Source organism: Bradyrhizobium sp. UFLA05-153 (genome assembly GCF_054185185.1).
The window spans coordinates 13,719-30,777 of sequence record NZ_JBBIAM010000044.1 but is presented as its reverse complement, the minus strand read 5'-3'; the positions used below and the strand labels follow the sequence as shown (position 1 = coordinate 30,777).

Genomic DNA, 17,059 nt, shown 5'->3' with positions numbered 1-17,059 from the left:
TCGCATAAATTAGTTGCTTAGGCAACAAAAAGTTTCAGGAGACGTTTTAGGACAGGAGCGTTGGCCTTGGTGGAAAGCCCGCGGTCTCGTGTCCCGGACGCGGCGCGGCATGAAATGACGCGACGCAGAGCCGGGACCCAGCAGTATGGGCCCCGGCTCTGCAGTGCAGCGCTACGCGCCGCACTGCGTCCGGGGCACGAGATTGCACTTCGGTCTCTCAGTTACGGCGCCTTGCAGACGAAGTTCGCGGCGTCCTCGATATCGCCCTGCCCCGAGTAGGCCGCATACGTCGGATAGGGACAGAGCGGCCGCGTGCGGCCCGGGCTCCAAGCCGCCGGGACTTCCTTGTTCGCCGGATTGATCGAGGCGACGATCCGCTCGGGCGCCTTGCCCTGCTCCACCCAATCCGTCAGCGCGGTCAGCGCATCGAACTTGTCGAGCGTGACGCCGCCGCCGCAATGCGTGCCGCCAGGCATGGTGAAGAGGCGCGCAAAATTGTTGGCGTTTCCTTGCGCGTTCTTGTTCAACCGGTCGTACCAGCGGATGGTGTCGTTGACCGAGAACACCGGATCGGCCTGCCCGTGATAGATCAGCATCTTGCGACCCGCTTTCTGCAGGCCGGCGAGCTTGGGATCATCGACATCGGGCGGCGTCATGAAGTCCATCGCCGACTCCGTGAAGGGGCCATCCTTGGCAAAAATCTTCGGCGCGTCCTTGTCGAAGTCGTAGGCCTTCAGCGCGTCGATCAGCTTCTCATTGCTGCCCTCCACCGCGACGGGCGGAGTCGAGAAGATATAGTTCAGCGACACTGCGCCCATGGTCGCGATGATCGGAAAGTTATTCCAGGGCGCGACGGGGCTCTCGACCTTCCAGGCGCGCCAATTGCCGGTGCCGATGCCACCATCGAGCGGCCAGTCCGAATAGAGCGCCTCGCCCTTCGAATTTTTCGGACCGGCAAGGCTGGTCCTGAGCGCATCGACCTTGGCTTCCGGCAAGCAAGCATTGGTCTGGCCCGGAGCGCAAACTAGGATCTTGAAATCGAACGCCTTCTGGCAGGCGGCGAGATTGGACGTGAGGCCATCCTTCGCTCCATCGAGCGCATCGCAGGCCTCGGTGATGCGCGAGGCGATTGTCTGCGCCTCCTCCTTGGTGATCGACTTGCGGAGATCCGGATCGGCCTTCAGGAGGGCCTGCACGTCCCAGGCGTGCTGGACCGCGGCGCGCGGCAGATCGAAGCCGGGATTGCCGACGAGGAAGCCATCATAGTTTTCCGGCATGCGCGATGCTGCCACCATCGCATGACGTCCGCCGTTCGAGCAGCCTGCCATGTAGGAACGATCCGGCTGGCGGCCGTAATGCAGCGCGATGATCTTCTTCGCGACCGGCGAGAGCGTCATGTCGGCGGAATAGCCGTAATCGCGCCGCGCCTGCGGGTCGAGCCCGAAGGCCGCGCCTGCGGCGAGCCCGAGCGGCTTGTTCGCGGGATCGGAACCGGAATGACCACTGTCGGATGACAGCACCGCAAAACCGCGGGCGAGCGGCACCGTGCCGCCCGAGGCCCACCCGTCCGGCTTGTCACCGAGCGCCGGCACCACGACGCCGTCATTGCCGCCATTGACCTGATGGAGGAAGCGACCGTTCCATTCGGCCGGCAGCCTGAGCTCGAACTGGATGGCATAGGACTTTCCGTCCGCACCGGTGCGCTGATTGGCGAGGCCGGTCACGATGCAATGCTTGGGCAGACTGTTGCCGGCCTCCTGAAGCTTGGAAGCGACGATCTCGACGCCCGGGACGGACAACGACGCCGAGGTAACGGGCGAGCAGCCCTCGCCTTCGGCGCGCGCGAGCGCGGTGGATCCAAGAAGGGCAGCCAGCGCGACTGCCGATATCAAGCCAGACCTCACGGCGGCCTCCCATGTTTGATTATATAGTATAATTATTACTCATATTCCATATCTTGGCAAGCCGGACTCTCGTGTCCCGGACGCGGCGCAGCACGCAGTGATGCGCTGCAGAGCCGGGGCCCAGTCTTTCTTTGAAGACGGCCATGGGTCCCGGCTCTGCGTCGCATCGCCAAGCGCGCTGCGCTGCGTCCGGGGCACGAGAGCGTTTAGCGTGGAGGCGATCGGTTTACCTGGCGCAGCCGATCCATTCGGCCGACGCGTCATCGTTCAGCCGCGCCACTGCCTCCGCTCGGCGCGTCAGCACGGCGCGCTGGTTGATGTAACCCTTGTCGGTGATCTCGCCACCGTCGACCGAAGGCGGCTCCGCCAGCAGCAGCGCGCGCGTCGCGTGGCCGGAGGAGTTTGCACCTTGCGCTTTCAGCTTTGCGAGCCCCAGCGCGATCGCACTTCTCACCTTGTCGTGGCCAAGCACCTCGCTCACGGCAGCTGCATCCGGCAGCCCCGCATGCGTCCGGCAACCTGCGATGTTGGGGAATACCAGGAAGCGCACGTCATCGCCGCCATGGCCCGTCACGACGATGTCCTGCGCCAGCGGTGCGAGCGACGCAATGCCGGCGACGCGCAGCGTGCCGACACTGACCCAGGTGCCGGAATTCAGCTTGAAGTCCTCGGCGACGCGGCCGTCGAAGAACAGGCCGCGCTCGGGGCGCGCGCTGTCGGCGAATTTCACGGCGTCGCCGATGAGGTAAAAACCTTCCTCATCGAACGCCTGCTTCGTCAGCTCCGGCGCCTTCCAATATCCCGGCGTGACGTTGGGGCCGCGCACGCGCACTTCCAGCTTGTCACCAGAGGTGACGAGTTTCAGCTCGGTGCCGGGGATCGGCACGCCGATATTGCCGGAGCGCTCGGCCAGGAAGTGGCAGTCGGTCGCGAGCGGCGAGGTTTCCGTCGAGCCCCAGGCCGACACCATCGGCAGCGCGCGACCGACGGTCTTGAGCGAGAGCTCCTCGAGCGCATCCCAGAGATTCTGCGGCAGCGCCGCGCCGGCATAGAAGGCGAACTTGACCTCGCCGAAGAAACGGCGCCGCAGCTCCTCGTCGGTGCGCAGCGCCGCGATCAGCATGTCGAAGCCGCGCGGCACGTTGAAATAGACCGTCGGCATCACGCTCTTCAAGTTCGCCAGCGACGTCGCAAAGAGTCCGGGCGCCGGCTTGCCGCTGTCGATATAGAGCGAGCCGCCATTGCGCAGCACCAGATTAAAATTGTGGTTGGCGCCGAACGTATGACTCCAGGGCAGCCAGTCGAGGATCACGAGGTCGCCGCCTTGCGCGAGAAAGGTCCAGGTCTGCGCCTTGGCCTGCTGGCTCGAGGTCAGCATGCGCTGGGTGTTGATCACGGCCTTCGGAGTGCCGGTCGAGCCCGAGGTGAACAGGAATTTTGCGATCGTGTCCGGCGTCACCGCGGCGAACGCCTTTGCGACGTCGGAAGACTCCGGCGTCGCGGTGAGCGCGCGGAAGGACAGCACATCGGCGTCATCGGGATTGCCGCTCACGATTTCCGCCTGATGCAGCGGCCTGATCGCGGCCAGCGCTGCCGCGAACGGTTTTGTGTCGCTGACATAGATCACGCCGGGCTGAAGCAGGCTGATCATGCTCTTGAGCTTGTCGAAATCCCTGGACATCAGCGAGTAGGCCGGCGAGATCGCGGCGGAGGGCACGCCGACATGCTGGGCAGCCAGCGCGAGCAGCGCGTGATCGACGCTGTTGTCGGAGAGGATGACGAGCGGACGCTCCGTGCTCAGCCCTTCCGCGAGGATCCAGGACGCCAGCGAGCGCACCTGCTGCAAGGCTTGCGCGTAGGTGACGCTGGTCCAGGACGCGTCAGGCTTGCCACGCTCTGCCAGGAAGATCTTGCTCGGCGCTTGCAGCGCCCATTGCTCCAGCCAGTCGCCGGTGCAGCGCGCAGCCTCGCGCAAGGGATCGGGCGAGCGCAACACGATGCTGCCGTCGGCGCGATGCTCGGCGACCGTCCTGGGCGTTGCGAACAGGCTGGAAGCCTCACCTCCTACGGCGGCCATGGTCATGGGTGTCCTCCCGGGCAGCGGCCTCGTGCGGGCTGCTTTGGCAATAATGTTGGGCAGAGCAATTGTTGTCGTCAACAACAATCTTTGCCAAAGCCCGGCGAGGCGCTAGACTTGCGCGCCGCCGGAGAAAAGAAAGTGACAACCAGTGCAGGTCGAAATGAACTGCCAACCCGCGCGCCGCGCAAGCGGGCCGGCAGGGGCGCGGCGCGTCCCGATGACGCGGACGAGGTCGGTCTCGACGCGCTGGTCGGTCACGCCGGCTATGCGGTGCGGCGCTTCCAGATCTGGATTTTTCAGGACTTCGTCCGCACGCTCGCTTCAGTCGACATCCGGCCAACGCAATATTCGGTGATGACCGTGATCGGCGCCAATCCGGGCCTCTCCCAGATGGCGGTCGCAAAGCGCCTCGGCATCGAGCGGGCGCGGCTGGTACATCTCCTCGACAGCCTCGAGGGGCGCAAGCTCGTCAGGCGGATCAAGTCGAAGACGGACCGCCGCTCCCACGCCCTGCATCTCACCGCGCAGGGCGGGCTGTCGCTGGCGAAGTTCAAGCAGCTCGCCGCCGAGCACGAGCGCCATGTCGAGGAAAAGATCGGCAAGGGGAACCGGGAGCGGCTGCTGCAGATCCTCGCCGGTTTTACCTGAACCGCCGCTGCTCAAAAGTTGAGCAAATGCACACATCCGGGCGTTACCCCCGCACCGCTGCCGGCCGGTGATTATTCTCGTAACTGACTGATCTTTCGATAATATCCGGAGAAGGCGAGCTGCCCGGATCCTGTACACAATGGCACATCGCTTGCTTCACCCCCGGTGAAGATTCGTTGCCGGAGTTTTTTGCGCCATGGGGGCCGACCAGCCTGAGACGGTAGCCGCGATTGTGGCCGCGCATCGCGCGGGCACGATGACGCCGGCGCAGACGATCGCGCGGACCTATCAGCGCATCCGCGACCATGGCGATAGCGCGGTCTTCATCAGCCTGCGCAACGAGAAGGACGCGATCGCGGAAGCCGAGAAGCTTGCGGCGCGAAAGGACGCCACGAACCTGCCGCTCTACGGCGTGCCGGTCGCGGTGAAGGACAATATCGACGCGCTGGGCTTTCCGACCACGGCCGCCTGCCCGGCCTTCTCCTACACGCCGACGCATGACTCCACAGCCGTCGAGCGCCTGCGCGCGGCCGGCGCCATCATCATCGGCAAGACCAATCTCGACCAGTTCGCAACCGGCCTCGTCGGCGTGCGCTCGCCCTACGGCATCCCGAAGAATCCGATCCGCGAGGATCTCATTCCCGGCGGTTCGAGCTCGGGCTCAGCAACGGCGGTCAGCGCCGGCCTCGTGCCGCTCTCGCTCGGCACCGACACTGCGGGAAGCGGCCGCGTGCCGGCGATGCTCAACAACATCGTCGGGCTGAAGCCGAGCCTCGGCATGATCTCGACGGCAGGGCTCGTGCCCGCATGCCGCACGCTCGATTGCATCTCGGTGTTCGCTCTCACGGTCGACGATGCCGCGCTCGCGCTTGCCGTGATGGCGGGGCCGGACCAGGCCGATCCATTCTCGCGCGACCGGCCGCTTGGCGCGATGACACCGTTTCCAGCCAACGTTCGTCTGGGCGTGCCGCGCAACGGGCAACTGATCTTCTTCGGCGACAAGAAATCGGAGGCCGCCTATGGCGAGGCCCTGAAGCGCTGGACGACACTTGGCGCGACACTCGTCGAGTTCGACCTCGAGCCGTTCTACGAGACCGCGCGGCTGCTCTATGAGGGCCCCTGGGTCGCAGAGCGTTATCTCGTGATCCGCAATCTCCTCGCCTCCGCGCCGGATGCGATCCACCCGGTGACGCGCGAGATCACCGCTGCCGGCGCGCGGCTCACCGCGGCCGATACCTTCTCCGCGCTCTATCGCCTGCAAGGGCTGCGCAAGATCGTCGAGCGCGCCTTCGCGCATCTGGATGCGATGGTGCTGCCGACGGCGCCCACGGTCTATTCGACCGCGCAGGTGCTCGCCAACCCGATCGAGCTCAACAGCCGGCTCGGCACCTACACCAACTTCGTCAATCTGCTCGATCTCTGCGGCCTGGCGCTGCCGGCATCGATGCGCTCTGATGGTGCGCCCTTCGGCATCACGCTGCTCGCGCCCGCCGGCCGCGATGGATTCCTCGCCAGCATCGGCCGCGTGTTCCACGCCGACACCAAGCTCAGCGTGGGCGCGAAGGGTGTTGTGCAAGCACCACTCGCTCCGCTGCCGGCCAGCAGCGCCGACGAGATTCCGATTGCCGTGGTCGGCGCGCATCTGTCCGGGATGGCGCTGAACGGCGAGTTGAAGGCGCTGAACGCTCACCTGATCGAAGCCACGAAGACGGCGCCCGACTACAAGCTCTACGCGCTCGACACAACGCCGCCAAAACCTGGCATGCTGCGCGTCGAGGCCGGCAAGGGATCTGCGATCGAGCTGGAGATCTGGTCCCTTTCGGCGTCCGCCTTCGGCAAGTTCGTCAACGCGATCCCGCCGCCGCTGTCGATCGGCAGCATCAAGCTCGCCGATGGCCGCAGCGTGAAGGGCTTCATCGTCGAGCCGGAAGCGCTGGGCGCCGCGCGCGACATCACGGCCTATGGTGGCTGGCGCGCGTATATGGCGGAAGCTGCGACGGCGTAGTCGCCTGTCGTAGGGTGGGCAAAGCGTAGCGTGCCCACCAATTGTGCCGCGCGAAAAGCGGTGGGCACGGCGCTGTGCGCCTTTGCCCACCGTACGAGATCACACCGACACCGCGTAGATCTCGTACTCTCCGCGCACCAGTTCGATATGCGCGCGCATGGCGGCAGCGGCGCCTTGCTTGTCGCCGCGCATGATGGCGACGACGACGCGGTCGTGCTCGGCCTGCGACTTGGCGAGCCGGCCGAGGTTACGGAACTGGGCGCGACGGAACGGCTGCACGCGCACGCGGGTCGCAAGCGTGATTTCGGCGATATAGCCGTTCTGCGAGCCGGCATAGATCGCGTTGTGGAAGCGCTCGTTGACCTCGTGGAACCGTTCCGGATTGCCGGTGTAGCTCAAGACCCGCAGCTCCTCGTGAATGGCTTCCAGACCATGGCGCTCGGCCGCCGACATCCGCTCGGCGGCAAGGCCGGCGCACAAGGCTTCCAGTTCCGCCATCGCCTCGAACATGCCCGTCAGCCGCTCGATCGAGGGCTGCGCCACCACCGCGCCGCGATGGGCCCGCGCCTCGACGAGGCCGCTTGCGACGAGCTGACGCAGCGCTTCACGCACCGGCGTGCGCGAGACGTTGAAGCGCCGCGCGATATCGGTCTCGTCCAGCGGCGCACCGGGCGGCAGCATGCCACGCACGATCTCGTCCGCGAGCTGAAGCCGCAGCTCCTCGGCACGCGTGACCTTCTGCACCGAAGGCAGCGGCCGGTCGACGCGCGGCACCACCGTCTCAGTCGGCAGGGCTCCAGGCGGAAGGTCGTCAAGCGTCATGCGATCAGGTCTCTTTCGGCTCGTCGATGATGCTGACATGGGCGGCGACGACGCGCCAGCCCTCGGGGAAGCGGATCCAGGTCTGCATCTGCCGGCCGACCCGGCCCGGCATGGTGTCGCGATAAAACAGCGTGGAGGCGACCGCGGTGTCGCGGCCAAAGCTGGTGATCACGGTTTTCGCGGTGCGGCGGTTCAGGCCGACCGGCGAGCGCGCGGCGCGAAAGCCGGAGATCGCCTCATAGCCGTAGAGATTCTCGCCGATGCCGTAGCGCAGCGTCCGGGGATCATTGCGGAACAGCTCACCGAGCACGGCGACGTCGTTGCTGACCAGCGCGGTCTCATAACGCTCGAACGCCGACTTGACTTCCGCGATCACGTCGGGGAGATCGATCTCCATCTCAAAACCCTCTCGGCGACGGCGCGGATACCACGCCCATCCGTTCCAATGCGTGCGCGACGCGCAGCGCAATGTCCTCGCGCCAGGGCGCGGCGATGATCTGCACACCGATCGGCATCGGCTCGAGCGGCACCGGCACGGCAACCACAGGCAGGCCGATGAAGGAGATCGGCTGGGTGTGGACGCCGATATTGGCGCGCACCGGCAATTCGACGCCATCGAGCTTGAACGTCACCTGCCCGAGCTTTGGCGCCGTACAGGGCGTCGCCGGCGCGAGCAGCACATCGACCGACCCAAAGATCTCGGCGAGCCGCGCGCGGTACCAGCGGCGGAATTTTTGCGCGCGGTCGACCAGCGCCGCCGGCACCATTGCGCCCGCGATCAACCGGTCGCGCACCGCGGGGTCGAAATCGTTGGGTCGCTGGCGCAGCCGATCGAGATGCAGCGAAGCGCCTTCGGTGGTGGTGATGACATAGGCGGCCGCGCGGGCCCGCGCGGCTTCGGGAATGTCGACCACACGCGTTGCACCAAGGGCCTTGGCGACGCGGCCAACGGCTTCGACGGCTTCGGGGAAGACGTTCTTCTGAAAATAGCCGCCGGCGATTGCGACGCGCAGGCCGGAGATCGGCTCCGACAATAGCGGCGTCACCGGCTCGACCGGCCTCGTGGTACAGGCGGCATCGTCGGCATCCGGGCCCTGCATCGCGTCATAGGCGAGCGCGAGATCGGTGACGGAGCGCGCGAACGGGCCGAGATGATCGAGGCTCGCGACGAAGGGGAAGGAGCGTGCGCGCGACAGCCGGCCGTAGGTCGGCTTCAGGCCAAAGATGCCGCAGAACGAGGACGGCACGCGGATCGAACCGTTGGTGTCCGAGCCGAGCGCGATCGGCACCAGCGCGCCGCCGACAGCGCTGCCGGAGCCGCCGGACGAGCCGCCGCTCATCCGCGTCACATCGTGCGGATTGCGCGAGGGACCGTCATGGACGTTCTCGCCGGTGAAGTCGTAGGCGTATTCGCCCATGTTGAGCGCGCCGACCAGCACCGCGCCGGCAGCTTCCATCCGCTCGATCAGCGTGGCATCGCGCGCGGCGGGCGCGCGGTCGCGGTTGATCTTCGAGCCGGCCCGCGTCGGCAGGCCCGCAACGTCGAACAGATTCTTCACCGCAAACGGGACGCCCGCGAGCGGGCCGACCTTTCTGCCCGCCGCGATGTCGGCATCGATCGCGCGCGCTTTTGCGCGAGCGCGCTCGGCAGTGACGTCGGTGAAGGAATTGAGAATCGTGTCATGTTGCTTGATGCGGGCGAGCGCCGCTTCGGTCGCATCGAGTGCGGACAGCTTGCCGCCCGCCACCGCTCTGGCGATGTTCGCAGCCGTCCCTTCAGGAGCTGTCGTCATGGCAACATCAGGCGGCGAACACGGGCGCCGGCTCGGTCTCGTCCGGCAGCGCGAATTCGTCGACGAGGCGGGCGAGCCGCAGCGACACCTCGAGGTTGGCGCGAATGGCCGGTCGCCAGGCCTCCTCGATCGGCAACGCCAGCGCTTGCGCGACAGCGTCGATATAGTCGTCCAGCGGTTCGGCCATCACACTCCCAAACAGGCTCTCAGTGCACCGGCAACGGCGGATGCGGGATCGCCGTCAACAGCTCCTTGGTGTAGTCGTCCTGCGGATCGCTAAGGACCTGTTCGGAGGTCCCCTCTTCGACGATTCGACCCGCCCGCATCACAATGACACGATCGCACAGCAAGCGCACTACATTCAAATCGTGCGAGACGAACAGGTAGCTCATACCTAGCCGCGCCTTGAGGTCCTGGAGCAGATTGAGCACCACCGCCTGGACCGAGACGTCCAGCGCGGCGGTCGGCTCGTCCAGGACGACGAGCTTTGGATGCAGCGCGATCGCGCGAGCGATGCCGACGCGGGCCTTCTGTCCCCCTGACAATTGATGCGGGAAGCGGTCGAGCAGATTGTGCGGCAGGCCAACCATGGTCGCGAGTTCCTCGCAGCGCGCGCGCAGCGCATCGCGTCCCCTGACGTCGCCGAGTTGCATGATCGGATCGGCAATGGCACGCGCGGCGGTGAAGCGCGGATTGAGGCTGTCGGTCGGGTCCTGGAACACCATCTGGATGCGGCTGCGCAGCGGCAGGCGCGCAAAGGCGCTCGGCATCATGCTGCCGATCTCCTCGCCGTCGAACTGGATGCGGCCGGAGGTCTGATCCAAGAGCCGCATCACCATCATCGAGGTCGTCGATTTGCCGCAGCCGGACTCGCCGACCAGGCCAACGCTCTCGCCGGTGCGGATCGAGAAGCTGATGCCGTCGACCGCGCGGAACATCTCCGGCTCCACCGGCGGCTTGCGGCTGAACAGCTTGCCGAGCACGGCGGTCGTGCCCTGGCGCGGGTATTCCTTGACGAGCTTTTCGATGAGGAGGAGGGGTTTCTTCTCCCTCTCCCCGTCCTTCACGGGGAGAGGGTCGGGGTGAGGGGCTGATTCCACGGGCACGACTCGTGGAGAGTCCCCCTCACCCGCCGCGCTTCGCGTGTCGGCCTCTCCCCGCGTGCGGGGAGAGACGAAGGCAGCCGACTCGTCTTCAGGCAGCAAGTCTCTCAAGGACACACCGATCCGCGGCGTCGCGCGCATCAGTTTCCGGGTGTAGGGGTGCTGCGGATTGGCGAAGATGTCGGCGGCCTTGGCGGTCTCGACCACCCTGCCCTTCTCCATCACCACGACGCGGTCGCAATAGGCGGCTGCCAATCCCAGGTCGTGCGTGATCAGGATGGTCGACATCGCACGCCGCTTGGTCAGCTCGACGATCAGATCCATCACCGCCTTCTGGGTGGTGACATCGAGACCTGTGGTCGGCTCGTCCGCGATCAGGAGCTGCGGATTGCAGGCGAGTGCCAGCGCGATGACGACGCGCTGGCACATGCCGCCCGACAGCTCGAACGGATAGGCGTGGTAGCGCTCGCGCGGGCGGGCGATCTTGACCTGCTCCAGCGCCTCGATCGCCTTTTCTCCGTGGTCCGAAACCATAGCCTGCTGCACATGGGTGCGCAGCACGTCCTCGATCTGATCGCCCACCTTGCGAATGGGATTGAGTGCCGCACGCGGGTTCTGAAAAATCATCGAGACCTCGCGGCCGCGCAGGTCGCGCATCTGGTCTTCGCTCGCCGCCTTGACGTCTATGCCGGAGAACATCACCGAGCCCTCGGCGATCTTGCCGGCGCGGTCAAGGATGCGCATCACGGCATATGAGGTCACCGACTTGCCCGAGCCGGACTCGCCAACGATCGCCAGCGTCTCGCCCTTGGCGACGGAGATGTTGACGTGCTGCACCGCCTTCACGATGCCGCGCCGGGTGGTGAATTCGACCGTGAGGTCCTGGACGTCGAGCAGCGGCTGGGACGTCATGACGGCCTCCGGCTCAGAAACGTCGAAAACAACCCCATGCACAGTAGAAGGGAGCTGAATTCATTGGAGAATTTTGGCCAGAAATTCGCACGTAAGGCGGGCGCAACTCTCTCGCTCCCTCCCCCCTTGTGGGGGAGGGTTGGGGAGGGGGGCAGCCCCGGGTGAGGTCGGAGTTCGTGGCTACCCCCCTCCCTAACCCTCCCCCACAAGGGGGGAGGGAATGAGAGGATGGTGTCCGCCTCACATGTAGGGTCCGCGTTCCTGTTCCCGCGCTTGAAACCAAACATCGCTCACGTCCTCCGCTGCGGGTCGACGATGTCGCGCAGGCCGTCGCCGAGGAGGTTGAAGCAGAACACGGCGACCATCAGAGCAAGGCCGGGGAACAGCGCGATCCACCACTCCCCCGACACCATGAAGCCCGCGCCCTCGGCGACCATGATGCCCCATTCCGCCGTCGGCGGGCGGACGCCGAGGCCGATGAAGGACAGGCCCGCGGCATTGAGGATGGCGTAGCCCATGGTCAGCGACATCTGCACGATCATGATCGGCATGATGTTGGGCAGGATGTGCACCAGGAGGATGCGGAACTCGCCGTTGCCCGACAGCCGCGCCGCCTGCACGAAGCCGGCGTTGCGGCGGACGTTCGCTTCGGCACGCGCGACGCGGGCATAGAGCGGGAAGTTCACGATGGCGGTCGCCAGGATGATGTTCTGCACGGTGTTGCCGAGCGCGGCGACGATGCCCATCGCCAGCACGAACAACGGAAAGGCCATGATGGTGTCGGCGATGCGGCCAACGATGCGGTCGGTCCAGCCGCCGAAATAGCCGGCGGCGATGCCGGCAAGCCCGCCCATCAGGAACACCAGCACGACCGAGGCGATCGCGATGAAGAAATCGAGACGCGTTGCGACAATGACGCGGCTGAAGATGTCGCGGCCGAGCTGATCGGTGCCGAACCAGTGCGCCGCCGAAGGCGATTTCAGCGCGGCTGCGGTATCCGAGGCGAGCGGATCGTACGGCACGACATAGGGACCGAACAGTGCGGCGAAGACGATGATCAGGAGCAGCGCGAAGGCAAAGCCCGTGACCTTGTTCTCGCCGAGCACATAGCGTGTCTGTTCGAGGATCGCAGTCAGTCCCGACGTGCGTGCGGGACCGACGGGTTCAACAACTGGTGCAACGGAGCTCATTGTGTCCCCCTACCCTTCCAGCCGCACACGCGGATCGATCACGCCGTAGAGAATGTCGATCACGAGATTCAAAAGCACGTACATGACCGCCATGGTCAGCACGAAACCCTGCACGGGCGCGAAGTCCGACGAAATGAGCGCTTCCACCGCATAGGAGCCGATGCCGGGCCAGGCGAAGACTTTTTCCACCAGCACGTTGGCCCCCAGCAGGAAGGAGAACACCATGCTCAGCGTGGTGATGACCGGCAGCATCGCGTTGCGGAAGGCGTAGGTGACGATCACGGTCGCCGGCGACAATCCGCTGGCGCGCGCGGTGCGGACGAATTCGCTAGCGAGCACCGCGAGCATCGAGGCGCGCGTCATGCGCGCGATCGGCGCCAGCGAGAAGATCGCAAGCGTGGTCGCGGGCAGGATGAGTTGACTGAGTGCAGAACGAAAAGCCTCGACATCGCGCGCGACCAGCGTGTCGATCAGATAGAAGCCGGTGATCGTTGGCGGCGCGCTGTAGAACACATCCAACCGGCCGAGCGGCGCCGGCGACCAGCCGAGCTGGAAGTAGAAGACATAGACCAGCACGAGGCCGGTGAAGAACACCGGCAGCGACACGCCGGCCGTCGTCGTCACCCGACAGAGATGGTCTATCCACGATCCCGGCCGCGTCGCGGCCAGCACGCCGAGCGGAATCGCGATTGCGATCGAGACGATGAGGCCGAGCAGAGTCAGCTCGGCGGAAGCCGGCAGGCGGTTGCGGATCTCGGTCGCGACCGGCTGGCCGGTCGTAAGCGAATTGCCGAAATCACCATGCGCGAGATCGCCCGCGTAGCGGAAGAACTGTTCGATCAGCGGCTTGTCGAAGCCGAGCTTTTTGCGGATCTGCTCGACGGCTTCTTTCGTTGCGGCGGGGCCGGCGAAATACGCAGCCGGATCACCCGGCAGCGCGCGCGTCAGCAGGAAGGTGACGATGACGACCCCGATCAGCGAGGGAATCGCGAACATCAGCCGCTTGCCGATCATGGTCAGCATGGCGGCCTCCTTGTGCGCGAAGAGAATGAGGCTCTCGCTGCGCGCTCCTCTGCGCCCCCTCTCCCCTTGTGGGAGAGGGTTGGGGTGAGGGGTAGCCCCAGGCGAGGTCGTAGTTCGTGGCTACCCCTCACCCTGCCCCTCTCCCACAAGGGGAGAGGGAATGAGAGAGCAGTGCTCACCTCACTCAAGACAGCCGGCGCCGGGGTCGTATCGCGCACCATGACGCATCACCCCTTCGCCATGGCGCGATAGTCGAGCCTGCGGTGGAACCAGTATTGATAGCCGGAGATGTTCTTCTGCATGGCGACGTTGACGAAGGGCTGGTAGAGCGGGATGCGCGGGACCTCGGCGAAGGCGAGGTCGACGAAACCCTTCACGTCGGCATCGTAGGCCGACTTGTCGCCGATGGCGGCGGCAGTGCGCGCGCCGTCGATGAGCTTGTCCATCTCCGCCGACTTGTAGCTCATGGTGTTGAAGACGGAATTGTTGCCGTGATAGCACCAGTAGAAGAAGTACTCGGGGTAATCGAGCCAGCCTGAGAACACGTTGGTGAAGAGCGGCATCTCCTTCTTGTTCAACTCGGTGCGCAAGTTGGCGCCGGGCACCTTGTTGATGGTGGTCTTGATGCCGAGCTGCGCGAGGCTCTCCTGCACCAGCACGCAGAGCGGCTCGTTGACCCCTGCGAAATTAAGGTCGAACGAGATCGTCGTCTCGAAGCCGTTGGCGTAACCTGCCTCGCTAAGCAGCGCTTTCGCCTTCTCCATGTCGGTCGCGAATTTGTGCGGCTGCGGCCAGGCGACCTCCGTCGCCTTGTCGGCGCTCGCACCGAACATGGGATTGCCGAGCCCGAACAGCACGGCGTCCATGATCTTCTGGTACGGCATCGCATAGGCCATCGCCTGCCGCACCTTGACATTGTCGAAGGGCGGCTTGGTCACGTTCATGCCGATGTACTGGATGCCGTTGGAGAACGGCAGCGACACCACGTTGAGCTTGCCGTTCGCCTTCATCTCCTGAAAGTCCTTGAACGGCAGCTCGTAGGAGATGTCGGCGTCACCGCGCTCCAAAAGCGCACGGCGGTTGCCGGCCTGCGGCACCATGCGCCAGATCACGCGCTTGATCTTCGGCAAGGGGCCGCCGACCCACTCCTCGTTGCGCTCCATCACGACTTCAGTGCCGGCAGTCCACTTCGTCACCTTGTAGGCGCCGGAGCCCGCGGTCTGCTGCTTGGTGTATTCAAGACCCCATGGGTCCTTCTCGTTCGCGTTCTTCTTCACAAGCTCCGAATTGACGACGCAGGGCACAATGACGGCGAGATCGGGGATCGTCAGGCGATCCTTCTTCAGAAAGTCGACGCGCACCGTGTAATCGTCGACCACCACGAACTGCTCGGGCTTGGTCAGCGAGCCCGCGCTCATCTGGAAGGTCGGGAAGCCGCCGACGCTGACGGCGCGGTCGAGCGACCATTTCACGTCCTTCGCGGTGACCTGTGTGCCGTCGTGGAATTTGGCGTTCTTCTTCAGCTTGAAGGTGACCGACATCTCGTCGATCTTCATGTCGTCGGCGAGCTCGCCCTTGAACTTGTCGCGATCGTAATAGGGCACACCGCCAGGGCCGCTCTTCATCTCGTGGCTGATCAGGCGGTCGTAGCAATTCCAGGACACCTCGTAGCCGGGCACGTTGGTGCCGACGCCGTGGATGTCGAGATTGTTGGGCCCGCCCTCGGAGACGATCAGCAGCGTCTCGGAGCGTGCATCGGCCTTGGCGGGCGAGATCACATGAGGGGCCGCCGGGAGCACCGCGCCGGCAGCCAATCCAGAGACGGATTTCAGGAAATCGCGGCGCTTCATGGCAATGCTCCAACGCAAAAAGGTTTTTGGTTGGAACAGGATTCGCAAGGTTCGTGCCAAAGCTTAACGAGACGTTACAGGCCTCCTAATCTATTGATTTACAACGCGATTGATGCAATCGCGTCTGTGCGTCACTTCTTAAGCACCCCGCAATTGCATACAAAGAGGCGATTTTGATTGAAAATTAGGCTGAAAAACTGATCGCCCTGGAATTGAGCAAGAGTGTCACACGCCTTCAGTCAGGCGTCATGACGGTCCGACCGCTCAGCCCGGCCAAATCAAATCCTTCATCAAGGCGCCCGGCTCCGCCTGGCCTACTCCAGCACATCCTTGACGCTGTTCCTGATGGTCGAGGGGACCGCATGCTCGGGGACTTCGATCGTCTGGGCACCGCGCGTGATTCGGTAGCTGAACGCGTCGGCCTGACCTGGATGCGTCGCAGGGACTTTCTTCGGATCGGCAAACAACGACTCCACCGTCTTCTGGTCGACGAGCGACAAATCCGACAACGCCACTTCACCGCGGCTCTTGAGATGAGGGCCGCCGAAGCCGGCGAACCCTCCGACGCGCTCGATCTTCAAGCGATCCACGCTTCCTTCCTTTCGTAACGCGCTGCAACCGGCTTACAGCCCGACCTTTTTCCATCCTGCATCGACGGCGGCGAAGACCGCGGGGTCGGCAGGATACAACGTGTGAGCGCCCTGCCGGGTCCTCGCTGCAAACGCCTTCATCGTCATGTTCGGCGTCGGCCCGAAACCCGTGAGCGAATGGTACCACACCTGGCCGATCTTGGCCCAACTGTATCCGCCAAGCGTCGTGCAGGCCGTATGGAAGGCGAGGTTCGGCGGCCCGCTGGCGTAATGCGGATCCATGCCGGGCGTAATCTGGGAATATTGGGTCGGCTGCGGCGCCAGGCAGTGCTTGGCTGCGGGATTGGCCATGTCGCGCAGGCAGGTGAGCCCTTGCTTCTTGGCGGCGGGACCCATGATGTCACGCCCGATCAGCCAGTCGGCCTTTTGGACGTTCTGCTTGGCTTGCCACTGCCGGAACATCGAACCGAAACAGTCGGAGATGCTCTCGTTCAGGCCGCCTGCATCGCCGCTATAGGCAAGCTGGAGGCTGTGCTGGGTCACGCCATGGGTCAACTCATGCCCGATGACGTCGTTGCCTCTGGTGAAGTCGACGAAGATGCTGCCGTCCCCGTCGCCGTAGATCATCTGCGAACCATTCCACATCGCGTTGTTGTATTTGTTGCCGAAGTGAACCGACGACATCATGGTCATGCCGTGATCATCGATCGAATTCCGGTTGAAGACCTGCTGGTAGAACTTGGCCACCTTGCTCGTCTCGTTGAAGGTGCGCTTGACGGACCCGTCCGAGGACGTCTTCGGCTTCGGCACAGGGCTACCCGGCAGCGTCTGCGTGTGCTTGCAGTCGTACACCGTGATGGACGGCGCCGCCGCAAGCGTGACGAGTCCACTGGCACGCGCGGCGGCAACGCTGGTCAATCTCGCAGCCTGCGTCCGCAATTCGCGCAGTTCATGACTGATCTGGACTGTGTCGACCAGCTGCTTGCGAAGCGCAGCAGACAGCTTCTTGTCGTGGGATAGCTTGGTCAGAACGTCGTTTGGGATGATGAAACATGAGCACGGCATGGATAATCTCCACTACAACTTTTCCGGAAAAATTATGGATGAAACAACTTCAAGATTATAGCTGCAGGCGGGCG

Annotated in this window: 14 protein-coding genes; 2 read left to right on the top strand and 12 right to left on the bottom strand. The window is 64.6% G+C overall.

From position 1 onward, the window contains the following. Nucleotides 1–221: 221 nt before the first annotated feature. Together Q2941_RS24885 and Q2941_RS24880 are read right to left on the bottom strand one after the other, a co-directional pair. Nucleotides 222–1,904, bottom strand: coding sequence for a tannase/feruloyl esterase family alpha/beta hydrolase (locus tag Q2941_RS24885; RefSeq protein ID WP_458194004.1), 1,683 nt, complete (start codon nt 1,902–1,904; stop codon nt 222–224). Nucleotides 1,905–2,130: 226 nt separating this feature from the next. Continuing rightward, a complete protein-coding gene (locus Q2941_RS24880; RefSeq protein ID WP_458194003.1) occupies nt 2,131–3,987 on the bottom strand; it encodes a feruloyl-CoA synthase in 1,857 nt (618 codons plus the stop codon). A gap of 135 nt (nt 3,988–4,122) precedes the next feature. On the opposite strand from Q2941_RS24880, the gene Q2941_RS24875 reads away from it, so the two are divergent. Together Q2941_RS24875 and atzF are read left to right on the top strand one after the other, a co-directional pair. Then, nucleotides 4,123–4,632 (top strand): MarR family winged helix-turn-helix transcriptional regulator, encoded by a 510-nt coding sequence (locus tag Q2941_RS24875; protein ID WP_027521571.1) that lies wholly within the window; start codon nt 4,123–4,125, stop codon nt 4,630–4,632. Between the two features lie 196 nt (nt 4,633–4,828). Continuing rightward, the gene (atzF, locus tag Q2941_RS24870; RefSeq protein WP_458194002.1) at nt 4,829–6,637 is read left to right on the top strand and encodes an allophanate hydrolase; all 1,809 of its coding nucleotides are present in this window, start codon (nt 4,829–4,831) and stop codon (nt 6,635–6,637) included. Nucleotides 6,638–6,736: 99 nt separating this feature from the next. On the opposite strand, the gene Q2941_RS24865 is transcribed toward atzF, so the two are convergent. The 10 genes from Q2941_RS24865 to Q2941_RS24820 form a co-directional block, all read right to left on the bottom strand. Further along, nucleotides 6,737–7,459: a GntR family transcriptional regulator gene (locus Q2941_RS24865; RefSeq protein WP_027521573.1), complete on the bottom strand. Its 723-nt coding sequence runs from the start codon at nt 7,457–7,459 to the stop codon at nt 6,737–6,739. 4 nt (nt 7,460–7,463) lie between these two features. Further along, on the bottom strand, nt 7,464–7,856 hold the full coding sequence (gene hpxZ / locus Q2941_RS24860) for an oxalurate catabolism protein HpxZ (RefSeq protein WP_254109307.1): 393 nt from the start codon (nt 7,854–7,856) through the stop codon (nt 7,464–7,466). A gap of 1 nt (nt 7,857) precedes the next feature. Further along, complete coding sequence (locus Q2941_RS24855) at nt 7,858–9,252, bottom strand: AtzE family amidohydrolase (protein ID WP_027521575.1); 1,395 nt, start codon at nt 9,250–9,252, stop codon at nt 7,858–7,860. Nucleotides 9,253–9,259: 7 nt separating this feature from the next. Next, entirely contained in the window at nt 9,260–9,439 is a 180-nt protein-coding gene (locus Q2941_RS24850; protein ID WP_027521576.1) for a DUF4089 domain-containing protein, read from the bottom strand. Between the two features lie 19 nt (nt 9,440–9,458). Beyond that, nucleotides 9,459–11,267 carry a dipeptide ABC transporter ATP-binding protein gene (locus Q2941_RS24845; protein WP_254109308.1) on the bottom strand — a complete coding sequence of 603 codons (1,809 nt, stop codon included), beginning with the start codon at nt 11,265–11,267 and terminating at the stop codon, nt 9,459–9,461. Between the two features lie 290 nt (nt 11,268–11,557). After that, on the bottom strand, nt 11,558–12,457 hold the full coding sequence (locus tag Q2941_RS24840) for an ABC transporter permease (protein WP_458194001.1): 900 nt from the start codon (nt 12,455–12,457) through the stop codon (nt 11,558–11,560). Nucleotides 12,458–12,466: 9 nt separating this feature from the next. Then, nucleotides 12,467–13,480: an ABC transporter permease gene (locus tag Q2941_RS24835; protein WP_458194000.1), complete on the bottom strand. Its 1,014-nt coding sequence runs from the start codon at nt 13,478–13,480 to the stop codon at nt 12,467–12,469. Between the two features lie 227 nt (nt 13,481–13,707). Beyond that, nucleotides 13,708–15,330: an ABC transporter substrate-binding protein gene (locus Q2941_RS24830; RefSeq protein WP_458193999.1), complete on the bottom strand. Its 1,623-nt coding sequence runs from the start codon at nt 15,328–15,330 to the stop codon at nt 13,708–13,710. Nucleotides 15,331–15,644: 314 nt separating this feature from the next. Continuing rightward, complete coding sequence (locus Q2941_RS24825; RefSeq protein ID WP_027521581.1) at nt 15,645–15,911, bottom strand: protealysin inhibitor emfourin; 267 nt, start codon at nt 15,909–15,911, stop codon at nt 15,645–15,647. A gap of 42 nt (nt 15,912–15,953) precedes the next feature. Then, nucleotides 15,954–16,985 (bottom strand): M4 family metallopeptidase, encoded by a 1,032-nt coding sequence (locus tag Q2941_RS24820; RefSeq protein ID WP_458193998.1) that lies wholly within the window; start codon nt 16,983–16,985, stop codon nt 15,954–15,956. Between the last annotated feature and the right edge of the window lie 74 nt (nt 16,986–17,059).

What these genes read in the sequence shown, in the direction of transcription:
- Q2941_RS24880 (WP_458194003.1), bottom strand. Translation starts at nt 3,987, where the DNA reads ATGACCATGGCCGCCGTAGGAGGTGAGGCTTCCAGCCTGTTCGCAACG.
- atzF (WP_458194002.1), top strand. Translation starts at nt 4,829, where the DNA reads ATGGGGGCCGACCAGCCTGAGACGGTAGCCGCGATTGTGGCCGCGCAT.
- Q2941_RS24865 (WP_027521573.1), bottom strand. Translation starts at nt 7,459, where the DNA reads ATGACGCTTGACGACCTTCCGCCTGGAGCCCTGCCGACTGAGACGGTG.
- hpxZ (WP_254109307.1), bottom strand. Translation starts at nt 7,856, where the DNA reads ATGGAGATCGATCTCCCCGACGTGATCGCGGAAGTCAAGTCGGCGTTC.
- Q2941_RS24855 (WP_027521575.1), bottom strand. Translation starts at nt 9,252, where the DNA reads ATGACGACAGCTCCTGAAGGGACGGCTGCGAACATCGCCAGAGCGGTG.
- Q2941_RS24850 (WP_027521576.1), bottom strand. Translation starts at nt 9,439, where the DNA reads ATGGCCGAACCGCTGGACGACTATATCGACGCTGTCGCGCAAGCGCTG.
- Q2941_RS24845 (WP_254109308.1), bottom strand. Translation starts at nt 11,267, where the DNA reads ATGACGTCCCAGCCGCTGCTCGACGTCCAGGACCTCACGGTCGAATTC.
- Q2941_RS24840 (WP_458194001.1), bottom strand. Translation starts at nt 12,457, where the DNA reads ATGAGCTCCGTTGCACCAGTTGTTGAACCCGTCGGTCCCGCACGCACG.
- Q2941_RS24835 (WP_458194000.1), bottom strand. Translation starts at nt 13,480, where the DNA reads ATGCTGACCATGATCGGCAAGCGGCTGATGTTCGCGATTCCCTCGCTG.
- Q2941_RS24830 (WP_458193999.1), bottom strand. Translation starts at nt 15,330, where the DNA reads ATGAAGCGCCGCGATTTCCTGAAATCCGTCTCTGGATTGGCTGCCGGC.
- Q2941_RS24820 (WP_458193998.1), bottom strand. Translation starts at nt 16,985, where the DNA reads ATGCCGTGCTCATGTTTCATCATCCCAAACGACGTTCTGACCAAGCTA.